A 17243-nucleotide genomic window follows, 5' to 3' on the forward strand; every position below is an offset into this window, starting at 1 on the left:
CAACACTCATGAAGCGGGAGGTAGGAGAGTCGGGTCTCTGGGGTGAAGTGAGTCAGTGGGAGCATGTTGTCCTGGTCGAGAAGCTTTCAGCTAATGCCTTGAAGGCGCGTGGATCAAGTGCTGAACGATCGAACTCAAAAGACGAGCGACCTCTTCAGCTATGGCCTAGCCAAGAGTGGGACAACAGGTGAGTCGCGTTGGAAGTAGATTCAACATCGCGTCTAGGCGAAGATACAACAGCGTGATCGATCCTGCAAGCTGGAAGCCAGCGCGGATCCGATAGAAGATGCACGAAGGTTGAGCTTGACACTCTACTTGGTCCCAACCTAACGTGGTCTTATGAAGTTTCAAGCCCTCAAGTTCTGTTGTCCGGTCGCTCGTTCGTCCAGCGATCAGGATGCAGCGTGGCTGCATATTTAGTTTCGAAGCAATATCTCGAAATCTAGGAAGCCTGCTCGCCACTCTGGCGCAGCAGGCTTTTCTACTTAAGGCTTGATTGAGAAAGAGAGCTTAGATGATTTCCGATAGTCGTACCTCACCCTCTCCGGGGCCGTCGTATTCACCGCGCAGCCCCGTTCTGCGGGCTCTGCTGGTGGCTTTTGTTGTAAGCTTCGTGCTGATCCACGAGGTCTTTCATCGGTTGTTCAGGAGCGAATCTGTGGCTGCATCGCTGCCCGCTGATGAGGCGAATGCCCACCTTGTGCGAGATACGATCCAGTAGCCACGATCGAACTGGCAGGCAAAGCATGATTGGCGGATTTGTTGGGGGAGAGAGGTTCTTTGAAGTTCTTGTTACAGAGTCGACGAGGCTTTATCAAGACCGGGGCAGCGGCTACCATCGCCTCCAGCGCTGGCACCTTCCCTGCTCCCGCAACGCCCCGTGATAACGGGCGATACAACATCATCTACCTGCACTCTCATGACTCCGGTCGATACCTGCAACCGTATGGGCATAGTGTCCCCACACCGAATCTGCAGCGGCTTGCTCGTCAGGGCGTGCTCTTCCGCAACATGCATAGTGCTGCTCCGACGTGTTCGCCAAGCAGGGCTGCCTTGCTGACGGGACAGTCTGCTCATGCTTCCGGCATGCTCGGGCTGGCGCATCTGGGCTGGGGACTGCATGACTACAAGCAGCATATTGTGCATACCTTGCGAACTTATGGATATACCTCGGTCCTCGCAGGCGTGCAGCATGTTGCCGCCGACCCGAAGGTAATTGGTTACGAACAAATTCTGCCGCACGCCACGACGAGTGCCAAAGATGTGGCACCCGCGGCAGTAGATTATTTGAAGGGCCGGCCTCAGACGCCGTTCTTTCTCGACATAGGATTTTTCGAGACTCATCGCGAGTTTCCATCGCCGGTCGATAATCCCGACTACATACAGCCGCCAGCGCCTCTTCCTGACAACTCCGAGACACGACGTGATATGGCAGGGTTTCACGCCAGTGCGCGCGTGCTCGATAAAGGGATTGGAGTGATCTTGAATGCGCTCGAGGATGCCGGACTGCGGAAGAACACGATCATTGTCAGCACTACTGATCATGGGATCGCGTTCCCAGACATGAAGTGCAGTCTGCGCGACAGTGGAACGGGTGTGTCGATGATCCTCAGTGGACCGGGCGTCTTTTCGAAGCCTGCGGTCTCGGATGCTTTGCTATCGCAGATCGATCTGTTCCCAACTCTCTGCGATGCACTCGAAATTCCTAAACCGGCGTGGCTTACGGGCAGGTCATTCCTGCCGCTGCTGCTTGGGACGCAGACCTCTACAAACGATGCAATCTTCGCAGAGGTAAACTACCACGCCGCGTACGAGCCGAAGCGTTCTGTAAGAACCGCTCGCTGGAAGTACATCCGCCACTTCGACGATCGTCACCAGGTGGTTTTGCCGAACTGCGATGACGGGCCAAGCAAGAGCTACTGGCTTGCGAACCAATGGAAGGCAACCGAGGTCGTCGCCCACGAAGAGTTGTACGACCTTGTCTTCGATCCAAACGAGCAAAGAAGCCTCATCGACAGCAACCAGCCTGATGCTAGAGGAGCACTTGTGGATCTACGACAACGGCTTGATAAGTGGATGAAAGACACACGCGATCCTCTCCTAGATGGCCCTATTCCGCTGCCCGCAGGGGCACACATCATGCCGCAAGATGCTGAGTCACCGAAGGAACTCAGCCAGTACGTGCCCAAGACATTCCGATAGATTGCAAGGCCTGCCGAGCTGTAAAACTACCGGCTCAAACTCCGCTGGCCTTACGAGACCGTGAGATACGCTCAAGGCTGTCGCGCAGCTTCGACTTGAGGTCGGCTGAACTCGCACTCTGCGCGAGGTTCTTCACTTCGTGGGGGTCGGATTCATAGTCATAGAGCTCCTCTCCTTCCGCTGCGTTCTCACCCCACATCGTGTAGCGGTATCGCTCGGTGCGCAGTGAATACCCCATGACCGGGCCGGTCCCGATTCTTCTGCCGACCTGCGAGATCGACGGATGTTCCCACGGCGCATCCGGGTTCGAGAGTAAAGGCACCAGGCTTCGCCCGTGAAGATTGCCAGGCGTTCCTTCAAGCTCGCAGAGTTCGGCCAAGGTGGGATGGATGTTGAGGTGCTCAACGGTTCTTCGGCAGGCTTTTCCCTTTGCGGAGACACCGGCTCCCGCTAGGAATAACGGCACATGGACGGAAGCGTCGAACAGCATTGTCTTCTCCCATTGCCCATGCTCGCCAACCATGAAACCGTGATCCGACCAGAAGACGATCGTCGTGTTCTCCGACAGTTCAAGCCGGGTGATAGCGTCGAGCAGCCGCCCGACTTGCGCATCGACGAAGCTGATTGCGGCGTAGTGTGCGCGGATCGCCTCACGGTGTTGCTGCTCGCTCATGCCGTAGTTCGGGTTCGATGATAGATAGGCGAGATGTGGTGCTGCTGTCAGTTCCGCAGGATCGAAGGGAGGTAGCTGGATGTCGCTTAGGTCGTACAGGTCGAAGTATTTTGATGGAACGATGAACGGCACATGAGGGCGGAAGAATCCCGACGCAATGAACCATGGATCGTTTCTGTGCTCTTCGATCATGGCGATGGCGGACTCGGCCACCATGTAGTCGGTCATCACTTCGTCGCCACCGTCGGAGGCGTGCCCGGCAATCGCAATGCCAAGATCGCCGTTCTTTGAAAACGGAAGAGTTGGCGTTCGGCCATCCTGCGCGATGCGAATGCCGGATGGCCCTTTGCCTCCATGTGACCACGGGAGTGACTTGCTGTCAGGATGTGATGTTCGTGCGGCTGCACGGTTATATTGAGCGGCCGCCATGCCAGCGAATATCTTTTCCTGTGACGCGTAGAAGGTCACCAGGCCTTCGTCGTGGGTACGGTCATAGCCTGCGGGATAGCTGCATGCTTGCCAGCTTGCTGCGTCATCAAAGCCCGGGGTGCCAATCTCGCTGGGATTGTTGTAGTGGTAGATTTTGCCTGCGCGGGCTGTGAAGTAGCCGTTTTTCTGGAACAGTTGCGGCAGCGTGACCACGTCTGCAGGAACGGTCTTTCGGAAATCGGTATTGAGGTCCCAGACTTTCGTTGTGTCGGGTGCGAGGCCAGTCATGAGCGAGGTCCGGGACGGCGCGCACAGAGGATACTGGCAGTAGTTCCTTTCGAACCGAACACCAAGCTTCGCCAGGCGGTCCAGATTCGGCGTCTTGACCACTGGGTCTCCGAAGCTTCCAATGCGCGGTGTCAGATCATCGCAACAGATGAACAGAACGTTGCGCTTCTTACTTGCGCGTCTGCTGACTGTTGGTGCTGCTTCAGACGACGGGGCGGCTGGAGCAGCGAGAGCACTTGCGGCGAAGGGCATCGCGGTAGTACCGGCGGCTATAAAGGCTCGTCTGCTTAATTTGACCTTCGTGCTTTTCTCTGGCATCTATGCACCTAAACTTCTTCTAACAACGTTCATCTTGAGTCAGATCGCTTCGAGTCTGCTGCGCGAATCACAGGCAAGTCTGAATGACTAGACGGGGTCGGGATACTCCGGAGAGGGCGTGTGCGTCTCCTTGATGTAACGCTCAATGCGGTCGACGATCTCTGGATGCTGCGCCGCGACGTTGATTGTCTCTGAAGGGTCGCGACTCAGGTTGTAGAGTTCGAGTGGGCCTTTACGTCCATGGCGAACAGCCTTCCATTGGCCCCATCGTACTGCCTGTTCGAAGCTGGGCTCGTAGAACTCCCAGTAAAGAAATCTATCTTTACCTTTCAACCTGGGATCGAGCAGGAATGGCTTGAGATTGACTCCGTCGCCGGGTCTGGACGGGGCTCCAGCGAGAGCGAGAGCGGTGGGCATGAAGTCGGCGAAGAAGATGGGCACATCGCTGACGCTTCCAGCAGGAATATGTCCCGGCCAGCAGGCGATAAACGGATCCCGGATGCCGCCTTCGTAGACATCGCGTTTGTAGCCGTGGAGGATGCCGTTCGAATCGAAGAAGTTGACGACCTTCGTCTGTTGAGGTGTTGGCTCGGAGCGTGGGCCATTGTCGGAGGCGAAGAAGATGACCGTATCCTGGTCAAGACCCGATGACTTCACGGCGTCGAGGATTGCGCCGACGCCGTTGTCGAGATGCTCGATCATGGACGCGTAAGTCTTCTCGTCGTCATCCCAGGGCTCGTTGACGTAGCTGCCGAAGTCTGGGGCGAGGTACGGGCTGTGCGGCGCATCGTAGGCAACATAGAGGAAGAATGGCTTGTCTGCATGGCCGGCGATGTAGTCGACCGCGTCCTCGGTGACGATGGTGGTCCCGTAGCGGCCTTGTTTGCCGCCTGCATTTTCGGGGACATCCACGAGGTCGGTGTTGTGATAGCGCTGCGCGGCATAGTAGCCCTGCGTGCTTCCGGTTTGAGTGAGCCACCCCTTGAATGTCTGGAATCCATGGCGGGTTGGGATGGCGGCGGGGTCATAACCGTCGAGATGCCACTTGCCGAGTAGCGCTGTGTCGTAGCTATTTTGCGCGAGGAACTCAGCCACGGTATGGTCTGCATCGGTGAGGCTGGCGCGACGAATCTCTTCCTTTCCTTTGAATCCAACCTTCCCGCCCGCAAGGGCAAAGTTGTCGCGCACGCGAGTATGTCCTGTGTTCAACCCTGTCATCAGGACGCTGCGAGAGGGAGCGCAGACCGGGGCTCCCGCGTAAGCCTGCGTGAAGCGCACACCTTCAGCCGCGAGCCTGTCGATATGGGGAGTCTTGAACTTCTTCTGGCCATAGACGCTGGTGTCCCCGTAGCCCATGTCGTCCGCAAGGATGAAGATGATGTTCGGCTTGCGACGACTGCCCGTCGCGCCCGCTTGGGCTAACGGACTGACAACGGTGGACGCTACCGCAGCCATTGCGGACCAAAGGAAGCTGCGACGGCTTTGATCCTGAGAACTACACATCACTTCGCCGACTCAAGAAGCTTGGCGATGCCGGCGCTCGCACAGACCTCATCCTTCTCGCCACCCGGGGCACCACTGACACCGATGGCGCCGATCACGTCGTTGTCGACACGAATGGGCACTCCGCCGGCGGCTCCGACCGTCCCTTCGATGAGAGGCGGTGGCGTGGGGGAGGCGGCCCAGGCTTTGGCTGTCTCAGCCGAGGTTCGCTTGAACGTAAGAGCGGTATATGCCTTGCGACGACTGTGCTCAAGCGTATGAGGACCAGTCCCATCGCCCCGGAGTTGGAACTTAATGAGGCCGCTGGAGTCGAGAATTGTAAGACTGACGTGGTAGCCATCCGCATGGCATTTATCGAGTGCCGCATGTGCGATCGACAGGGCGCCTTCCGTGGTCAAGGTCTTTTGTGCGATGACGCCCTGGGCCATGGAAAGTGCCGAAGATGAGGTCAACATAGCGGAGAGAATCATAAATGACTTCAAGCTTGCTCTCATTACTGGGCTGCTCCTGTCGTGATATGTTGCGGCGCGGGGAACTTTTGCACGGCGCCGCCCTCCGCTTCGTAGGTCTGGACACCGATGGCTCCGGCTACGTTGAAGCCGTGGCCTGCAAGCAGGTCTGCGGCTACGCCGGCGCGGGCTGCATGATTGGAGATGGTGACGATGACCTTGTCCCTGGGAATCTCATCGAGATGATTCTTGAGGTCGGCAATCTGGACGTTCAGATAGACTGCGAAGCCGCCAATGGCCGATATCTCGTCTGGCCTGCGGACATCGATCAGGAGAAGGTGATCGGGGTGCTGAAGCAGTGTGTCAAACTCTGCACGTGTAAGCTTCTTCGCCTTGGATTCGATAGACGCGGCGTGTTGGACTACAGGTGCCTGCTGCGCGAAGGCCGTCGTGGAGAGCAGGGCGGCGAGGATGATTCTTTTCATGCTTCGCTCCAATATTGGTTTAGAGACTGGTGTGAACTCTGAACGTATCGTCCGTATCGAGATAGGCGAAGACGGGACTGCGCCTCTTGCGGTGGAGACTGTGATCACAGTCGTCTTAGCAGGATGCGCGAGGCGCATCACAGCGATATGCGTATACGGACGTTGTATTAAGCGACGGGAGCTACAGGCTATGCACCTTTGATAGGGGAGGGGCCAGTGTCAACAACAATACTGGCGAGCATTAGTCCGGGGAGGAAACGGAACGCGCGTGCTCGTCGCTATTAGATCTTGTTGGACGAAAGATGCCATGACTAAATTGATTTACCCATACGCGATAAGTCCTGTCAAGAGGGGACGATTGTCCGCTGTCAATCGTTGGAAGCAAATAGTCGGATGGCGGGCAAAGCCTCCTGAAGTTCCGACATTAATTCTTATCTGCACTACTCGGAGAGAGTGATACAACTTCACTCTTGGAACCTGCGCTGGAATGCGGCTCTTCTTTTTTTCAGCTGCGCGGCCCGCTCACGTGGACTGCACAAGACGATTCCGCTTGGAAGGTGCGCAGCAATGTCCGCACGCTTGACCAGGACGGAGTGGACTTCGGGATCTTCGTCCAATTGGTGCAGGCGCTGCCAGCGCAGCATGATGAACCCTTCCTCCAGGCCCGCCGTGTCTACCCAGTTTGCGATGCCAGGATCGAAGGCCGAGACCACGAGCGTGATCGTTCCATCGGTATTCTTGAAGGCCTGGTGATTGTTCAAGCTGCTTTGATGTTCCCAGTAAGCTGGCGATACACCCCAGACATTGGTGATCGGAAGAGTAGTGTAACCAGCGCCGCCGGGGTTAAGGGTTACCACTAACGCCTCGTCTTCCTGCAGGCGGAAGTGCCCTAGCGCATTGCGTTGTGTGACGAGGAAGCCTGCCTTGTCGCCGGGCTTGCCGGGTTGGGGCAGAACGTTCACGGGCACCTTGAAGACGGGCGCTTGAAGGTTTGCGATGACGTGGTCGAGCAGCGTGCGAAGTCTGGTGACAAAGGCATGTTCAAGAACATCGTCCGTTGGCTCAGCATCAGGGGGCGGCCCTGAGAGGCGTTTGACTTCCAGGTTGTCGGCGCCTTCTCTGCTCCAATCCGCTAGAGTATTGCGAATGAGCAGCGAGTCTCCGCCTTCGGTTAGCTGGATGTGGTTCGGTCTTCCATTGGCTGGTGAGCTGTCGAGGGTGATCGTATACGAGCCGTCGGGAGCAACCTGAAGCTGATCATGCGCGATATTCGCGAGGGTGCGCCAGCCATCGAGGTCGCTGAAGGAATAATTCGAATCGATGGGGCCTGGGGCGTGGCGCCTCCCGGTGATGACATAGCTGGAGCTGGCCTCTAAGGGCACAAGGAAGTACTGCGTGTCTGGATTATCGATGCCCCATCTTCCTCCGGGGACATCCGTGCCGAACCATGTGTGAGGAGGCATGGAGACTTGCACCACATGCGGACGCCTTGGGTCGCCGTCGATCGTTTCGAGCGCCACGAGAAACGCCAGTTCTTCGATGGAAGAGTGAGCCTGCTTCAAAGTAGAAGGAAGTAAATTAGGCCATCGTTCCTTCCACTTGGTCTCGAGCGATTGCAGCTCCTGCTGAAGATCAGGTCTGGCCAAGAGACGTATCGCGTGGCGCTCCAGCTTGGCCTGATCCTCGCCGGTTGGCGCGGCGGAGTGGCTCCACGCTCGTCGGCTCGCTTCATGTTGTCCGTACGCGGGGATAGCGCTCACGAGCGGGAGAGCCAGCCATAGAAAGAGCCAACGAGATGCACGAAGCAATAGACAGGGCTTCAAGAAGCCTCCTGGGGCAAGATGCATGCAAAACAATTGTGTGGGGGACGCTTTGGAGTGTCTAAGCTTGGGTCAGGTAACAACAACGCAGCCTGGCATCCGAGTGTCTTGAATGGCTACACCCGGGACGGCTCGCTGTGACGTTGAAGTGCGTAGATAGCATTGGCTCAATGCTAGTCGATTCGTACCGATGTTTATCAATCGATTGCTTCATAGCCAGGTTTGAGGGCTGTCTTTGCGCAAACTGAAAGCCGCCGCGCGCAGGTTTCATTAGGACGCGCGACTGTCCGTAGATGAACTAACCGGAACAGAAGCTCTGCTTGTGCTCCGGCTTCCATTTACAGGTTCGAATGGGCTTTCTGTAACGACTTCCATCAAGTCTGAAGACTCATCAAAAATGGTCAAGGTCATCTCTTCTTGAGCGATGAGAAAAAGTCTGTTCCCAGAGAAGGTGTTGACATATTTCGCTGGTCGCTCTACGCTTCGGTAAGCCACTCAAGTCTTCACAGGAATTCCCATGCTGTGTGCCGCCCTATCTACGTGTCTCTGTTGCTCGGCCTGTTGTCTGCGCCGCGCCGGAATATGTTGTGGGCACTGCCGCTGAATTCTCCTGATTGAGATAGCCGTCAGACAGCAGCCGCCCACCAGTCATCCTGGTGGTTTTTATTGGCAGCACCTCGTCGATGAGCAACGCTTCAGCCGCCACCGAATCCTCATAGTCTTGATATCCAGCCATATGGTGTCCCAGAGCAATTGATGATCCGCACGTACTGCCAGAACTGTTGTCCGACCTCCATCGCTTCAGCGCGACTATGCGCAATCTCGTCAAAATCTATCGCCGCATTGTGTTGACCCTCAGATCAACATTGCCGGCTCTAGAGCCCACGAGATCCATCTCGTGGGCTTTTTACTTTCCTGGAACAACGTGTGACTTAGGAGCCAATTATGACTCATCCATTATTTTTCAAGCGGCGGAGGCTTGCGCGGCTTTTGTTTGTCCTCACCCTTGTGATTGGAGCTCTTCGAGCAGACGCGCAGAATAGCGCCGCGATCTCGGGCTCCGTGCAGGACAGCCAGAAGGCGCAGGTTTCCGATGTAAGAGTGACGGTGACCCGCACCGAGACCGGGGACGTGCATGAGGCAAAGACCGACAACTCCGGATTTTTCTCCTTCCCGGTCCTTCTTCCCGGTCACTACGATGTGAAGGTCGAAAAGGACGGATTCAGTCCACAGGTCAAGTCTGGAATCGAAATCTTTACGGGGCAAACGACTCCGGTGAATTTTGTCGTCAAGCCAGGGCAGGTCGAAGAGCACATCGATGTGCAGACGGATGCTGCGATCCTGGATACAGCGACATCGTCGGTCACGGACACGATCGAGAACAAAACGATCACGAACTATCCGCTGGTGGATCGGCGCGCGACGCAGCTACAGCGGTTGAATGGCTTCGTTGTCGGCGGCGGTACTGGATCCGGCTCGTACTTCGCGGTCGCTGGCGGCCGGGGCAACAATGCAAACTACACGGTAGACGGCGGAACCACACAGAATCTATTGCAGGGCGTGCCGACTCAGATGTTCGACCTGCCCATCGACTCGCTGCAGGAGTTCAGCCTGAGCGTGAGCAACTACACGGCAGACCTGGGGCGTTCCGGCGGGGGAGTCATTCAGATGACAACAAAGTCGGGGACGAATAGTTATCACGGAAGTGGTTATATCTACTACCGCAGCCAGAACCTGCAGGCGATACCAGCATTCGCTCCCACCAATCCGTTAACCGGCAAGACGGTCAATGCTCCGCTGCAGTATAAGCTCTTTGGCGCAAGCATCGGCGGTCCTGTCAGAAAAGATAAGACCTTCTTCTTCTTCAGCTACGAAGGCAAGGTAGAGACGGTCAACAATGCGGTCAATATCAGCGTTCCGACCGCGGCAGAGCGTACCGGTGACTTTTCGGCGATCTCGACGCCGATCATCGATCCCAATACCGGCGTGCAGGCGATCAGCAACGGAGTCTTGAATGTGCTGCCTCAGTCGGAACTCGATCCTTATGGCGTAGCGCTGGCCTCGTACTATCCATTGCCCAATGTTCCGGGCGCTGCGATCAACAGCAATAACTACTACGCGAACGACCCAGAGCCAGAGCTGTACAACGACTACGTCGCGCGTATCGACCACACGTTCAACGGGAAGAATTCGGTCTATGGCCGTTTTCTCGCGCAGCCAGACCATGAGAATATCGCCGATGTCTTCCCGACGCCAGGGACGGACGTCTATGGCGTTTTGTCGCATAACTACTACTACAACCCGTCAGGAACCTATATACACACTTTCAATGTGTCGCTGTTGAACGAGGCTCGAGTCACCTTTACGCGTCGGCAGTCGCTCTCAATCAGCCATGGAGTGAACTCTGCAGCGGCGACGCAGCTTGCGCTGCCGGGAACGAACCCCACCTTCTTCCCTGGCGTGACGGTCAACGGGCTTGCGGCGATTGGCAATAACTCGCAGCAGCAGAGGCTGCAGACGCCAATCATCAGCAACGAATATACGGACAATCTCTCGTGGCAGCGGGGCAATCATCAGTTCAAGTTCGGCGTGGACTATCGCACCTCAGCCGACGGCGATCTTTACTCGCCCTCTGGCGGAGGCTTCTTCACCTTCACCAACACGGGTATCAGCACGAACACGGCAGCCGGAAGTCTCGCAAGTCTTCTTCTGGGCCGCGTAAATACGGCGAGCCGGCAGGAGACAGAGTACCTTCACTCCGATGCCTGGAGCATCGGGATTTACGCGCAGGACAACTGGCATGTGAATAGTCGGCTGACGTTGAACTATGGGCTGCGCTGGGACCTCGATTCGCCGCGTTATCTGAGCAACAATCGCCAGAACGGCTTCAACGCGACGGAGATCAATCCTGTGTCAAGCACGCCGGGCGTAATTACATTCGCGGGCATCAACGGCCAGAGCAAGTACGCGAACAACTTCGATGACGCCTTGTTTGGGCCGCGTTTCGGCTTCGCCTATACGCCGCGAGAGCACAGCGTGGTGCGTGGCGGCGCGGGCGTGCTGTATCCGGGCGAGTACGACCAGGCGACGCCGATTGTGCTGAACACGGGCTTTTCGAACGCGGTGACGATCTCCTCGCCCAACTCGGGCGCAGGAACACCGGCGTTTCTGTTGAAGGACAATGCGACAGCGGGGACAGGGCTGGCTGCATTCCCAACCACGGCGCAACTGACGCCAGGATACGGCGCAGTCCCGGTGGGTGGGAAGGCGTATATCGCGCCGCAGTTCATCGCGCCGCACCGGCTGACGGGATACTTCTACCAGGCGAACCTCGACGTACAGCATGACTTCGGCGGCAACCTGCTGGTGGACATTGGCTACCTGGGGACGTTCGGTCACCATCTGCCAAGTCCATCGGCCGAGGGAATCAATCAGATCACGCCCGCGAACCTTGCACTGCTGGCAGCGAATCCAGCGGCCTACAAAGCATCAGGCACGCAGGTTCTTCGGCCTTTTCCTCAGTTCAGCAATGTGCAGAATCTTTACCCGGACATTGGAGCGTCGAAGTACAACGGCGTGAACTTCGGTGTGCAGAAGAGATACAACAAGGGCTTCCAGTACCAGGTGAACTATACGTACTCGAAGTTTCTGGACAATCAGACCTCGCGCAGCGAACTTGCTGGATATCCAGGAACGAACACCTACACGGACTACTACAATCCGCAGGATCGCTGGGGCCTTTCGGGCAACGATGTGCGGAACCGCCTGATCGCGAATGGATTGCTGGAACTGCCGATTGGCAAAGGCAAGCTGGTGAATGTGAGCTCGCGCTGGCTCGATGAGACTGTCGGCGGATGGTCTGTAAGCGGGCTTGCGGAAATCCACTCGGGTACCGCGCTGAGCGTGATCGACGCTACGAACAACACGGGATCCTACTCCGATGGAGTTCGACCGAACCTGGCTGGCGATCCCAACAGCCTGGGGTCGTCGCGACCGCGGGCGCAGAAGATCGCCGAGTGGTTCAATACTTCGGCTTTCACCCAGAACGCGCAGTACACCTTCGGGAACGCTCCCCGTACCTTCGGTCGCGGTCCTGCTTTGGTCACCTCAGACTTTACGTTGTTGAAGCGGGTTGCGCTCCACGAGCAGCAAGGAGTCGAGTTCCGCCTTGAGGCGTTCAACGCGTTCAATCACGCCAACCTGGGCAATCCGAACACCACCTTCGGCAATGCCAACTTCGGCAAGATCAATACGCTGCAGGGCGGCACCACGCCATCGAGAACCCTTCAGTTGGCCGCTCACTACACCTTTTAACCAACCGCCGCAAGCACTTAACCTGATCTTCCCTTGAGGACGCAATGAACAATCGGTTCTTCTTCGGCGCGGCCACGGCGCTCACGCTCGCACTCGCCACTTCGATATCCCCGGCTCAAGCTGTTTCGGCAACTGGAATCGCACCACCACCGCCTGAAAACGTAGCGTCGTGGCCTGCAAATCCACAGGCTCCGAAGAACGTCCCGAATGTCGTCGTAATCCTCATCGACGATGTCGGCTTCAGCGCAACTTCGACCTTTGGCGGTGTGATCGAGACGCCAACCTATGACCACCTGGCCGCGAACGGACTTCGCTACAACGCGTTCCATGTGAACTCGCTCTGCTCGCCGACACGGGCTGCGTTGCTGAGTGGCCGCAACAATCATGAGGTGGGCTTCGGCACCGTGGCGGAGGCTGCTGCCGGGTATCCCGGATACGACGCACACTGGTCGAAGGATGCTGCTTCGCTGCCGGAGATCCTGAAGCTGAACGGATACAGCACGGCGGCCTTTGGCAAGTGGCACAACACCCCATTGTGGGAGGTAAGCCCAGCGGGGCCATTTGATCGTTGGCCTACGAACCGCGGGTTTGAGCACTTCTACGGATTCATCCAGGGTTATGACAATCAGTACTATCCACGCCTCTTCCGCGACACCGTAGCCGTAGAACCGCCGTCGACTCCGGCGCAAGGCTACAACCTCACGACAGACATGTCCGACGAAGCGATCAGATGGCTGCACGCTCATGATGCAGTCGCTCCGGACAAGCCGTTCTTTCTCTACTACGCACCCGGTGCCGTTCACACTCCGCTACAGGCACCCAAGGAGTGGATCGCGAAGTACAAGGGTAAGTTCGATGAAGGCTGGGACAAGGTGCGCGAAGAAACGTTTGCGCGGCAGAAGAAGCTGGGCGTGGTCCCGGCAAACGCGGAGCTGACGCCGCGCCCTGCGGGTCTGCCTGCGTGGGATTCGCTGTCGCCGGATGAGAAGAAGCTGCTCGCCCACCAGGCAGAGGTCTTCGCCGGATTTGCGGCACAGGCCGACTTCGAGGTTGGCCGCGTGCTCAAAGCCATCGATGAAGAGGGCAAGAGCGATAACACCATCGTCTTTGAGATCTTCGGAGACAACGGAGGCAGCGCCGAAGGTGGCCTGCACGGGACGGACCTGCTGGATAGCGCGGGTGGTAACGCCAGCATCCAGGACCGGCTTGCGGTAAGCGACGGGTTAGGTAGCGAGGTCTTCATGAATCACTACGCCGCAGCATGGGCGTGGGCGCTGGGAACGCCGTTCCAAGGCACCAAGCAGGATGCCTCGCACCTCGGCGGAACGCGCGACCCGCTGATCGTTTCGTGGCCCGCACACATCAAGAGCGTTGGCCAGCTTCGCAGCCAGTTCCAGCACGTGAACGACATCGCGCCAACGATCTATGACGTTGCCGGGATCAAGTTCCCGGAGAGCTATGAAGGAGTGAAGCAGATACCGCTTGAAGGTTCGAGCTTCGCCTACACCTTCGATCATCCTGACGAACCAAGTCACCACCACATCCAGTACTTCGCAACGAGCGGTAACCGCGCTATCTACAAGGATGGCTGGTGGGCGGGCAATCGGTACGCCTCCACCTGGGAGCCTAGAGGAGCGTTCAGCCTTGGGCCGCATAACGATATCGATCGTCATCCGTGGGAGCTTTACAACCTGAACGAGGACTATAGCCAGGCACACGATCTTGCGGTGAAGTATCCGGAGAAGCTGAAGGAACTCGAAGCGCTATTCAACGAAGAGGCGACACGCAACCATGCGTTTCCGCTTTTGCCGGAACTGAGACCGCAGCCCGCGCCTTCGCTCAACAAGACTGTCTTCGTCTATCGCAGTGGAGTGGAGCGGCTGCCGAATCCAGTAGCACCAAAGATCGTGGGGAGGGCGCATGAGATCACGGCTGATATCTTTCTTCCTGCAGGTGCGGGTGATGGAGTGATCTTCGCTCAAGGCTCACGTTACGGCGGGTTCACGCTCTTCATTAAGGACCGTCACGTCGTCTACGAGGTGAATGCTTACGGCAAGAGCTCCGGACGTATTGTCTCGACCGATGCTTTGCCGGATGGCCCTGCTCATATTGTGCTCGAGGTGCTCCCTGATCCGGCACCAGCCGGTGCGGGCGGGGTGACGATCCTTGGGCCGCGCGGCGTTCGCGCCGGAAAGGTCTCTCTCGCGGTGAACGGCAAGCAACAACAGGAGGTATTTGCGAACCTGCTGGGAGCCTCGGGGACGGAGACTCTTGATGTTGGTAGCGATCTTGGCTCTGCCGTGAGTAAGGACTACACAAGTCCGAATCGCTTCACGGGAACGATCGAGAAGGTCCAGCTCGAGTTGAAGTAATGCGCCCCGTTGAGGTGGGCAGAGTTGCGGACAGCCCTGAGTTTCGCGCTGTTCGCGACCTGTCCTGGGCAACGCGGATAAGGCAAGACGGATAATGGGATGGAAGCATTACCCTAATCACGATGACGAGAGGTGTCTATGTCCACGATTGCGCCAACGATTGCGCCCCGGCTCCGTCTGAGTGAGATCGCACCGGCGGTCATCCAGTCTGAGATTCGTGCGATGTCGGTGGAGTGTGATCGCATCGGAGGTATTAATCTTGCACAGGGCATCTGCGACACGGAGTTACCGGGCGTGGTGGCCGAGGGTGCGACGGATGCTATTCGCGACGGGTTCAATATCTACACGCGACTCGACGGCGTCCAGGTGCTCCGCGAAGCCATCGCCGCCAAGCTGCAAACCTATAACCATCTGACGGTCGATCCTCAGTCGGAAGTCCTTGTGACCAGCGGCGCAACTGGCGCGTTGTACGCGTCACTGCTTGCACTGCTCAATCCGGGTGACGAGGTCATCATCTTCGAGCCGTTCTATGGATATCACGTAAGTACGCTGATCTCGTTGCGGATGAAGCCGGTCATCGTTCCTCTTGCGGAGCCGGACTGGCAACTCGATCTGGATGCGTTGCGCGGCGCGATCACCTCGAATACCCGCGCCATCATCGTGAATACGCCGTCGAATCCGTCTGGCAAAGTCTTCGGGCGCGGCGAATTGGAAGCGATTGCGGCGCTGGCGATCGAACACGATCTCTTTGTGTTTACCGATGAGATCTATGAGTACTTCCTCTTTGAAGGCATCGATCATTTGTCGCTTGCCACGTTGCCGGGGATGAGGGAACGGACCATCACCATCTCCGGACTGTCGAAGACTTTCAGTATTACCGGCTGGCGCGTTGGCTATCTCGCGGCATCGTCACGATGGATATCAGCCATCGGCTACTTTCACGATCTAACGTATGTATGCAGCCCAGCACCGCTGCAGTTCGGCGCGGCGGCGGGCTTGCGTCAGTTAGCGGACAGCAGTTTTTATACCGATCTGGCGAGCAGCTATGAAGCGAAGCGCGACCAGTTGTGTGCGGCTCTTGAAGACGCAGGCTTGCAGCCTTACGTGCCGCAGGGCGCCTATTACGTGTTGGCGAATGCGGAACGGATTGCGGGCGCAAATTCCAGCGAACGGGCTCGAGCGCTGCTGCGAGCAACAGGAGTGGCGTCCGTTCCAGGATCGGCCTTCTTCCGGCCAGGTCTAGGGGATCACCTGCTGAGGTTCTGCTTCGGCAAGCGGCCAGCCGATCTTGACCTGGCCTGCGAAAGGTTGCGGGAGTTTTAGCAGAACGAGTAAGAACGGCTCTTTGCAGGGCGTCATGAAGACTGGAAGACGAGATCAGTGATGGTTGAAGAATCTTCAAAGGAAGAGAATGGTTGCTGTTGTGCACCGAGCGCTAAGGATGCTGCAGGGCAGACTGCGACGAAGCTGCAAAGTGCGGATGTCTCGTCCGTCTGCGAACCGCGCGACGAGACGCTGGCCCGCATGGTAGCGCTGCCGGGCGGCACATTCCTGATGGGCACAGAGAATACGGAAGGCTTTCCAACAGATGGCGAAGGACCGGTGCGAGCCGTGACGCTCGATCCGTTTCTGATTGATCGTCACTCAGTTACGAACGATCTCTTCGGTAAGTTTATTGCAGCGACTGGCTATAAGACGGAGGCCGAGCGATTCGGATGGTCGTTCGTGTTCTGGAGCCACATCCCGAAGATGCGATTCGCGCAGCTCGTGGAGGACACGGTCGCGGCGGCTCCGTGGTGGTGCCAGGTGCGGGGCGCGAGATGGGACGCACCCGAAGGCCCGGGATCGGATGTGCGAAAGCGCGGTGATTATCCGGTGGTGCACGTGAGCTGGAACGATGCACAGGCCTACTGCGCGTGGTCCGGACAGCGGCTGCCGACAGAAGCAGAGTGGGAGTACGCGGCGCGAGGCGGCCTGGAGCAGAAGCTGTATCCGTGGGGAGACAAGCTGCGGCCAGGCGGAGAACATCGCTGCAACATCTGGCAAGGGGAGTTTCCCAAGGAAGACACAGGCGATGATGGATACGCCGGGACGTGTCCCGTCGAAGCGTTTCCGGCAAATGGCTATGGGTTGTACTCGATTACGGGCAACGCGTGGGAGTGGTGCGCGGACTGGTTCGACGCGGAGTTTCATCGCACAGCGAGTCTGGTGAATCCGCAGGGTCCACCGCAGGGTGTTGCGCGGGTGATGAAGGGCGGGTCGTTTCTCTGTCACAAGTCGTACTGCAATCGGTATCGCGTCGGTGCGCGGACTGGGAATACGCCGGATAGCTCGACGGCGAACATCGGGTTTCGTTGCGCGCGATCAGTTCCGAAAGCAGGGGAGTAGTG

11 protein-coding genes are annotated in these 17243 nt (G+C 57.6%); 6 read left to right on the forward strand and 5 right to left on the reverse strand.

Going from position 1 to position 17243, the window contains the following annotated elements; all coding sequences use genetic code 11:
- Positions 1-780 precede the first annotated feature (780 nt).
- A complete protein-coding gene (locus OHL18_RS08660) occupies positions 781-2202 on the forward strand; it encodes a sulfatase family protein (protein ID WP_263374410.1) in 1422 nt (473 codons plus the stop codon).
- 34 nt (positions 2203-2236) lie between these two features.
- On the opposite strand, the gene OHL18_RS08665 is transcribed toward OHL18_RS08660, so the two are convergent.
- Complete coding sequence (locus OHL18_RS08665) at positions 2237-3748, reverse strand: sulfatase (protein ID WP_263374616.1); 1512 nt, start codon at positions 3746-3748, stop codon at positions 2237-2239.
- Here OHL18_RS08665 and OHL18_RS08670 point away from each other — a divergent pair.
- Positions 3714-4001 carry a hypothetical protein gene (locus OHL18_RS08670; RefSeq protein ID WP_263374627.1) on the forward strand — a complete coding sequence of 96 codons (288 nt, stop codon included), beginning with the start codon at positions 3714-3716 and terminating at the stop codon, positions 3999-4001. The genes OHL18_RS08665 and OHL18_RS08670 overlap by 35 nt on opposite strands.
- Here OHL18_RS08670 and OHL18_RS08675 read toward each other — a convergent pair.
- From OHL18_RS08675 to OHL18_RS08690, 4 genes are all read right to left on the reverse strand, one after another.
- Positions 3998-5365 (reverse strand): arylsulfatase, encoded by a 1368-nt coding sequence (locus tag OHL18_RS08675; RefSeq protein WP_263374411.1) that lies wholly within the window; start codon positions 5363-5365, stop codon positions 3998-4000. The genes OHL18_RS08670 and OHL18_RS08675 overlap by 4 nt on opposite strands.
- Positions 5366-5412: 47 nt before the next feature.
- On the reverse strand, positions 5413-5883 hold the full coding sequence (locus tag OHL18_RS08680) for a GlcG/HbpS family heme-binding protein (RefSeq protein ID WP_263374412.1): 471 nt from the start codon (positions 5881-5883) through the stop codon (positions 5413-5415).
- Between the two features lie 23 nt (positions 5884-5906).
- Positions 5907-6347 (reverse strand): rhodanese-like domain-containing protein, encoded by a 441-nt coding sequence (locus OHL18_RS08685; RefSeq protein WP_263374413.1) that lies wholly within the window; start codon positions 6345-6347, stop codon positions 5907-5909.
- Positions 6348-6811: 464 nt separating this feature from the next.
- On the reverse strand, positions 6812-7993 hold the full coding sequence (locus tag OHL18_RS08690) for a hypothetical protein (RefSeq protein ID WP_263374414.1): 1182 nt from the start codon (positions 7991-7993) through the stop codon (positions 6812-6814).
- A gap of 1119 nt (positions 7994-9112) precedes the next feature.
- Here OHL18_RS08690 and OHL18_RS08695 point away from each other — a divergent pair.
- The 4 genes from OHL18_RS08695 (at position 9113) to OHL18_RS08710 (ending at position 17241) form a co-directional block, all read left to right on the forward strand.
- Entirely contained in the window at positions 9113-12481 is a 3369-nt protein-coding gene (locus OHL18_RS08695; RefSeq protein ID WP_263374415.1) for a carboxypeptidase regulatory-like domain-containing protein, read from the forward strand.
- A 44-nt stretch (positions 12482-12525) separates the two neighbouring features.
- Positions 12526-14853, forward strand: coding sequence for an arylsulfatase (locus OHL18_RS08700; protein WP_263374416.1), 2328 nt, complete (start codon positions 12526-12528; stop codon positions 14851-14853).
- A gap of 138 nt (positions 14854-14991) precedes the next feature.
- The gene (locus OHL18_RS08705; RefSeq protein WP_263374417.1) at positions 14992-16176 is read left to right on the forward strand and encodes a pyridoxal phosphate-dependent aminotransferase; all 1185 of its coding nucleotides are present in this window, start codon (positions 14992-14994) and stop codon (positions 16174-16176) included.
- Between the two features lie 60 nt (positions 16177-16236).
- The gene (locus OHL18_RS08710; protein WP_263374418.1) at positions 16237-17241 is read left to right on the forward strand and encodes a formylglycine-generating enzyme family protein; all 1005 of its coding nucleotides are present in this window, start codon (positions 16237-16239) and stop codon (positions 17239-17241) included.
- The last annotated feature ends 2 nt before the right edge of the window (positions 17242-17243 follow it).

It is taken from the genome of Granulicella aggregans, assembly GCF_025685565.1.
In the GTDB taxonomy this organism is placed as follows: domain Bacteria; phylum Acidobacteriota; class Terriglobia; order Terriglobales; family Acidobacteriaceae; genus Edaphobacter; species Edaphobacter aggregans_B.

Excerpts from the sequence above, each read along its gene's own strand:
- OHL18_RS08675 (WP_263374411.1), bottom strand. The coding sequence starts at position 5,365 with ATGGCTGCGGTAGCGTCCACCGTTGTCAGTCCGTTAGCCCAAGCGGGC.
- OHL18_RS08685 (WP_263374413.1), bottom strand. The coding sequence starts at position 6,347 with ATGAAAAGAATCATCCTCGCCGCCCTGCTCTCCACGACGGCCTTCGCG.
- OHL18_RS08705 (WP_263374417.1), top strand. The coding sequence starts at position 14,992 with ATGTCCACGATTGCGCCAACGATTGCGCCCCGGCTCCGTCTGAGTGAG.
- OHL18_RS08695 (WP_263374415.1), top strand. The coding sequence starts at position 9,113 with ATGACTCATCCATTATTTTTCAAGCGGCGGAGGCTTGCGCGGCTTTTG.
- OHL18_RS08700 (WP_263374416.1), top strand. The coding sequence starts at position 12,526 with ATGAACAATCGGTTCTTCTTCGGCGCGGCCACGGCGCTCACGCTCGCA.
- OHL18_RS08680 (WP_263374412.1), bottom strand. The coding sequence starts at position 5,883 with ATGATTCTCTCCGCTATGTTGACCTCATCTTCGGCACTTTCCATGGCC.
- OHL18_RS08670 (WP_263374627.1), top strand. The coding sequence starts at position 3,714 with ATGCGCGGTGTCAGATCATCGCAACAGATGAACAGAACGTTGCGCTTC.
- OHL18_RS08710 (WP_263374418.1), top strand. The coding sequence starts at position 16,237 with ATGGTTGAAGAATCTTCAAAGGAAGAGAATGGTTGCTGTTGTGCACCG.